Source organism: Bacillota bacterium, assembly GCA_012839765.1.
Lineage (GTDB): Bacteria > Bacillota > Limnochordia > DUMW01 > DUMW01 > DUMW01.
In genome coordinates this window covers 1-7,294 of sequence record DUMW01000095.1, presented here as the reverse complement: position 1 = coordinate 7,294, position 7,294 = coordinate 1, and the positions used below count along the sequence as shown (strand labels likewise).

The window sequence follows — 7,294 nt, the reverse complement described above, 5'->3', positions numbered from 1 at the left end:
ACTCTTGAATGATCTTCTCCTTGAACTCATCAGAATACTGGCGTGACTTCATTTGGAAACCCTCCCTGACTCAATACTATCATAGTGCAAAGGGTTTCTCCAAACTCATTGCGGGGCCCTTAGGTAGTCCATGTTAATAAGCTTCTGGACAAATCACATATATTTCAAGACCACACCCATTGGGAGTTGACTAACCAATGCCCTTACACAAACATAGTCTGGTATACATACTCCTGCAAAAAACAACGGTTAGCATAACAGACTCCCCGATGATCCAGCAATCTAGAACACTACATCGCCCAACAACATGAGTACTTGTCTATTGCCTCTAGCAATCCTCTTCGAGTGTTCCAGGCTTCTTGAGGGGAACCACTTTACTGGCGTTCCTTCTGCTCCCCTCAAGCTCAAACTGTTCTCGACCGCCCGAGGCATAAGGCAAGTCCGCGATCTATTGGTTGCCCTTAGCTCGCTAGATATAATGCCTCTATCAATGCCGCTCCAATAAGGAATAGGAATGCTAACAGACCTAGTGCTTTTTCTGTACCGGAAAACCTCAGGGATCGCAAAGTATGCTTTTCTGCCCACTCCTTAGCGGGGAAACTATCAGCCACAAGCAACGATTTGGTGAGAGTCACTGCACAGAATATGGCGTAAGCACTTGTCTCCCATAAACCAATTCGTAAATACTGCATGTTTGCTGCCGCCACACTAGTAAACGGAACCTCAAAGCTATTAGTCCCAGCTACCCAACCGATTGTAGCTCCTTGAACAACTAGTACTAACAGACCAGGGGTAACTACACCAAAACGAACGAATAAATTGCCTGCACCGATTAGCAGTAGCACGATAGCGTTTCTTAAAACGATATATCCCACAGTGGTGGCCACCCCGCCAACTGCGGCACTGGTAGGCGCTACTGTCTGCACATTTACCCACGAGCTAGGCTCTACCAGATATCCTACTGCAAAAAACACCCAGAGCAGAGACTGGAGTAGGAGCCAAATGATGATAGTTCTCTTAACCGCGCCAACTTGATACAAACCGTTAAATAGTCTGCCTAAAGTGCTTGACATGCTGCCACTCCCTTAATTTTAGTCCATCTGCACCAACTCGACTAACGATGTCCATTCACGTGAGATAATTCGCCAAGTTCTGTTAACTCACCTTTCGCCGGTATAGGTTCATAGTGAAAAAATTCTATAGACCCCTTCAAAACTGTGAATGGACCCTGTCTAAATGGGATTAACAATGCCAATACAAAAGCTGTGTACACCTTCTAAGGTCAGATTCTTACTGTAATGTGCCCGAACCTGTAAGCCTATAGGCGTTTGATAGGTTAAACCCACACCGATGCTATGAAGCACATTACTTCGTTCTCGGTTAGTTGCATCTTCCCAAACCTTGGCCACCTCATAATTGATATCAGCTACTAGGGCGTGTGTGAAGTATCGCTGTATTTCCAGCTTAGAATACAAATTCATCTCCCCCACAAACATGGGAGAATCCGCACCTAGTTGTCCGTTACCACCCAAACGAGGTCTGCGATCAAAGGGAGTCCCACTTTGGGTCCATGCCCCATTGATTTCTACACGAGCAACAAAACCTTCCCCCAAATAGGACAGATTCCTAGCTTTTATGTGCCAGCTGATAAACTTCTCGGCCAAGTCTTGCCTATTCGCTAGAACAGTAGCACCAACCTGCACGGAAGTCCCTCCTTGGGTCCAGGTGGTCGTGCCAGGTAAACCTGTTTGGAGCGTTGTGGCTAGGGTCACATACTCACCGCTAGGTACAACTAAGCCTGTGGTTGTACCGATGTCAATAAGGTAGCTCTGTGAATATCCCAAGGCGAAACCTACAGCACTATGTTGCCCCACCGGCACATTACTGCTGACGGAAGTGTCCTTTCGCTCAAGACTGTATTGACTTCCCTCGTGTTCGCCCCAACAAAGCTCGGTGTTCGTTGTATGTGACTGATAACGCATGGTGGTCGGCCAGGGCCCCAAGGGAAATGTTAGCTGGACCGCTTTGCGATGGCTTGGCCCAAAACTGTATTCCCCACCGATAGACGCCAATGTTCCTGCCACATTGTAGTACCGCAGGGCGATCGTTTTTTGGGAAAGGTTCAGGATGTTCTCTATCACGAATTGAACGGGATCCAAGTAGAAGCCAAATCCTTCACTGATCCGCACAACGATATCCACGGCATTTTCCTTGACAGGAATTACGTACATTTGCACCCGATCCAGAGCTCCAATGGCATCGAGGCGTCGCTTCCCCGATGCAAACTGGGAAGCATTAAACAGTGAACCCGGTTCAAGCCGGACAATCCGCGACACTAACCCTTCATTTGTCCCGTGGGCCCCGATAATTCGAACATTGGCAATCTGCATACCTTCATACTGGCTGTACAAATCGACCGCATCTTGGTTCGGAATAACCTGGGGAGCCTTAAGGAACCAAGCAATGGCACTATCTCTAGTCGTAAAATAGTACGAATAGCCGGAAGACTCTACATAGACTGGCTTTTGCCGGCCTACCCCAGCCAGCTGTCGGTAAAAGGCCATATTGCCAGCTAAATCGTCAACCTCTACCTCCAAAGCAGCTTGATAGCTCTTCTCTGCGGCAGCGCGGTCCCCTACATTGTCATGCAAAGACCCGAGAATGGCCAAAGCTTCTAACCGATGGAAAGGTTCAGCAACATGGGGTCTTTCTGCTAAGATCTGAAAGTAGCGTTGGGCCTGCGCCTGATTTCCCAGCCGCAGATGAGTATGGCCTCTTAGGCTCAATACCGCTTCGGCATCAGTAAACTCAGGATCAAGCTGATCAAGATAGTCTAGGGTGGCAGCCAATTGATTCTGGGAATAGGCAAGTGTTGCTTCACGGACAAGCAGCCAGTTGAGAAGATTGGGATCCTCTTTCGTGGGCTGAACATTCCGAGAAAAGCATGCCGGCTCCTCGCCCGCTAAAGCTCCGGCAAGGCTAAAGGCATAGAATTCGGCATCTGGGGATCCACGCCCTTGATCAGGAATGGAAATCCACATCATCTGCTCCTCGGGCGAAAATACACAACTTAACAAGGAGCCAGCGTTGTTGATTCCGTCTAGGAGCCCTTCATATTCGGCACTGCCCGGCTTGCCCCGATCCCGTAGCAGTTCTACCATGGATTCCACACGAATATCGCCGTAATGGTCGGAAAAGAACTGATCGAGCCGCTCTTCACGACGCGCAGAAGACAGCCAACCCGAGGCCTGAAACGGCTGCATATACTCGGTGTTGTACCGGTTAGCCGCAAAAAGCACTCCTCCCTTGGCTCTCCTGATGGCATAACGGTTTGCATCGACCTCCAATACCAATGCATCAGGAATCTTGCTATCCGAAATCACGATATTCATCCCGAAGGTTCGCGGTGTGCCAAGGACAATCTCGATGGCTTCTTCTAGAGTTGATGCATATTGAACAATTTGACGCATCAGAAACACCATGGCCATACCATCGAGTGAATTGTCCGCCTGCTCCGCTAAGGAATAATTTATGGAGACAGTAATTCCTTGGTTGTTCATGGCCTGCATGGTACCTGCATGAGTCGGGTATATATGGGTAATAAATGGATACCCTTGATCCGGCTCATAAACCACCACATAACCATATCGCGCCCAATCCATCATGGATAGATTGTCGAGGTTGCGGGCATGGTACAAGGAGCCACTGGCTGTTGCCTCACCGAAAGCAACTATGGAAGTACAGCCAAAGGTCATAGCCAAATCCTGCGACACATTGCCCATAATAACTTCCATGGGATCGGTGTCTTCGCCCCCACTGACTCCAGAAACAATACCCTCGAGTTCTTGGTTTAAGTCCTCCGGGATGTTTCGCCGAATCCAGGGAGCCATCTTGTACTGAAAGTAGAATTTCTTAAAACCCTGAACGAGCCGCTCAACCCCTGAGACCTGACTGTTCAATGGATCGAGGTCAGCTTTCATTTCCAGCAAGTACTCTTCGGGATATAAATATGTAAGCAGAGTTCCATGTTGAAGCCCCATCTCATAGGGACTGCCCTTAAGATGCATAAAGGCCATGGACCCCATTATCTCCATATACCCTTCTCCAGCATAGAATCTGCTACCAGTTTGCTCCACACGCAATTCCGGGGAACTCTGCGATGAATTCGAGAGCATTGTAATAACTACTGCTACAAAAGCTAGCACCCGTGCCATCCGATGAAGGTAATTCATGTGGCTCAACCATCCTCCGCTATGGGATCTATTGCCGAAATTCTGCCAATGTAGTTTTTCGACAGAAAAATTCTATTCTCCTTTGAAGTAGCCACGCCCCGGCACGGCCTTTTTTACCTATAAGTGGATGCGCCTTGAAGGAAGACCCATCATGAGCTACATCCCTACAGGATAAAGGACAGAGATCTCGAAATCTAAAATAGCGTAATGGAAACAAAAACCACCTGAGCTTGGATGGTGATGGAGAATGAGTACGAAAGGGATTCGGCGTATCCTAACCGCCTTGTCCGTTCTGGCACTCGGCGGAGGTGCCCTCTTTGGAGCATGGCAGCTTTGGCTCAACCCTTATCGTGGTACAGTGTCGGCGTTTCGCCCCTCGGATAGTCTTGAAACTGTGTTATCTAGTTCCTATGCGGTTGAGGATTTTGACTATATCGTGAATCGCTTAAAAGAGCGCCACCCTGCTTGTCTTCAGGGCCTTCCTGATGAGGTGCAAGTTGAATATGAGCGCGAACGCATGAGATTAACCTCGCTTCCAGAGGTGTCAGTTCTATCTCTATGGCAAAGCGCGGCACGCCTGCTCGCTAGTCTAGGCGATGCCCACACCTCCGTGGGGGTCAAATATTTGGACGAGAAACGTCTGCCCTTCACCTTTAGATGGGAGCAAGATACACTTTACTGCGTGGGAAACGAATACGATGGCTATGCTGTGGTTCAGATCGGAGGAATTACTGTCACCGATCTCTATCAACGTTTCCTTAAGCAGTTTTCCTATGAACTGGAGGCATGGGCCAGACACTCCTTTGCTTCAAGTTTGAACCGCGGTCCATACCTATCTTTTCTTGACGTGGATACACAGGGGGAAATCCCGCTCGTGTTAGCCGACGCAAAGAATGGTGACCAGATAACCGCAACTTTTCAGTTGCATGAAAGCCCCGTTGACAGTACAGGTAGAACAGAGCCGGATTTTGAGTATGTGCTGGATTTGTCTACCGGTGTGGGTATTTTTTCCTTGCGCCGCTGTGTATACAACGAGGAGTATAGGACTATACTTCTGGCATTCTTTACGGCGGTTCGGGATCATGACATCCGCAACATAATTGTAGATTTGAGAGGCAACCCAGGTGGCAATTCTATGGTCGCGAATGAATTCGTCCGCTACCTTCCCGCACAAAGCTATTTGACCATGACCACCGAGGTACGTCAAGGCCCGATTATCTGGAAAAACAAGCCGAGACGGCAGATTAACCAAAAGCTAGAGCCGAATTACATGGGAGATGTATATGTGCTGACTGGCCCGGATACCTTCAGCGCAGCGATGGATTTTGCGGTGCTAATCTCGGACAATGCTCTGGGTAAAGTAATCGGTGAAACCCCAGGTAACATGCCCTCGTGCTATGGCGACGTATTGTATTTTCAGACGCCGAATGCAGGGCTGGCATTTACCATATCCTACAAGAGATTTCTAAGACCAGACGTATCCAAACGAGATCTACCGTTAATCCCAGATGTGGAAGTCCCTTCAGCAGAGGCACTCACTGAGACAATGCGCTTGATTGATAAGGGGGGCGATATACAAGGCAGTGAATTTTGAGCCTTGGGTTGTTCACAGTAAGCATAAAAATCACTTTTGCAGTGGACTCACCTAATTATCCCTTGCCAAATATTCCAATTATTGTAAAACTCCATGTTTTTCGGAGCTTTACCTAGGAAAACGATGCTTATTCAATCTATTTAGGAACCCGCAGAAGCTAGCACATGTCACTTCCCACTCCATTTGACCCTTTCTCTTTCCGATTATAAGACCGTATGGTCTGATGGAAGCTCCGTGCGATAACACAAGATCTGATTGTGTTATGTAACAGTACCAGCAACGAGTAGGAGCTAAACCCTCGCAACAGTCTGCATAGTAGTTCCACCAACAGCTGGCACACATTTGTGTTTCCTGCTTTGTGCCAAGACTCCCTTCAAAAAAGGGAAAAAGCAAAGATCTCCCGTCCATAACTCCATGGTCTGTTACAAAACACAAGTGGGTTCTCTACGCAGTAGGACAGACTCCTAGCAACTCGAGGACGTTCCGGAATACCCTTTGGATCTTCAGTCGGCTAGACTAATTTCCTCCAATCGTGATCTGTCCTTGATCACTATCTTCCGATGGCCCTTAAGCTCAAATAAGCCTTCCTCTTGCAGTGCCGTAAGCTTCCGGCTTAGGGTTTCCTGGCTCATACCCAGCTGAGAAGCAAGGTCGCCCTTTGTCATGGGCAAAATGATCTCCTCTCCCCCTCCGGATAATTCCAACAGAGCTTGAGCTAGCCGCTGGGTAGTGGAACTTAGGCTGATAATCTCAATCCTGTTCTCCGCCTCTTCTAGCCTGCGGGCTAGTTCATCCATCACCTTAAAAGTGATCGACGGATATTTCACCATCAATTTCTTAAGTTTGGAGCCCTCTACAACACACATGATGCAATCTTCTATTACTTGGGCATTGTCGGTTAGAGGTAAAGAAGAAAATAGGGAGAGCTCTCCAATGAACTCCCCCGGTTGTACCACACGGAGCACCTGTTCTTTTCCGTTGGTATTGATTCGAAACAGCTTCACCTTACCTGTATACAGAACGAATAATGTGCCGCTCGCCTCACCGGCTCGATACACCATTTCGCCCTTCCGGTAGTGGCGCGAGGAGGCAATCTGGGCTATTTCCAGCCTTTCCTCATCGTTCAAGCTGGAAAAAATCGGGACATGCTCGATACAACTGGCATGCTCTTCACAATGATTGCACCGCATTCTTGGTTCACCCGTTCAGCTAATGGCTTTGCCATATCGTAGTAGCCGCATCGCATTGAGGATTACCGCCAACACCGAACCCTCATGGACTAACATCCCTATGGACATATTCACCGTCTTCAGCAATACACCTGCTAACAAAACTCCCACCACCTGGGGTTTTGACATAAGCCCAGGGAAAAAAAGAAAGAACGTGTGCTAAGTTGACCGTTCGATCCCATATCGTTCCAATATTTCATCTGGCGTGCCAAGCTCCTTTGGCAGTAGTCTCACCGTGT

General features: G+C 48.3%; 5 protein-coding genes. 1 reads left to right on the top strand and 4 read right to left on the bottom strand.

Annotated features, from left to right (window positions below; all coding sequences use genetic code 11):
• Positions 1–461 precede the first annotated feature (461 nt).
• Positions 462–875: a hypothetical protein gene (locus GXX57_09610; protein HHV44903.1), complete on the bottom strand. Its 414-nt coding sequence runs from the start codon at positions 873–875 to the stop codon at positions 462–464.
• Between the two features lie 357 nt (positions 876–1,232).
• Positions 1,233–3,989 (bottom strand): hypothetical protein, encoded by a 2,757-nt coding sequence (locus GXX57_09605; GenBank protein HHV44902.1) that lies wholly within the window; start codon positions 3,987–3,989, stop codon positions 1,233–1,235.
• 526 nt (positions 3,990–4,515) lie between these two features.
• Here GXX57_09605 and GXX57_09600 point away from each other — a divergent pair.
• Positions 4,516–5,826 (top strand): hypothetical protein, encoded by a 1,311-nt coding sequence (locus tag GXX57_09600; protein ID HHV44901.1) that lies wholly within the window; start codon positions 4,516–4,518, stop codon positions 5,824–5,826.
• A 503-nt stretch (positions 5,827–6,329) separates the two neighbouring features.
• On the opposite strand, the gene GXX57_09595 is transcribed toward GXX57_09600, so the two are convergent.
• A complete protein-coding gene (locus GXX57_09595; protein HHV44900.1) occupies positions 6,330–7,016 on the bottom strand; it encodes a Crp/Fnr family transcriptional regulator in 687 nt (228 codons plus the stop codon).
• A 15-nt stretch (positions 7,017–7,031) separates the two neighbouring features.
• On the bottom strand, positions 7,032–7,184 hold the full coding sequence (locus GXX57_09590) for a hypothetical protein (protein ID HHV44899.1): 153 nt from the start codon (positions 7,182–7,184) through the stop codon (positions 7,032–7,034).
• Positions 7,185–7,294: the final 110 nt, after the last annotated feature.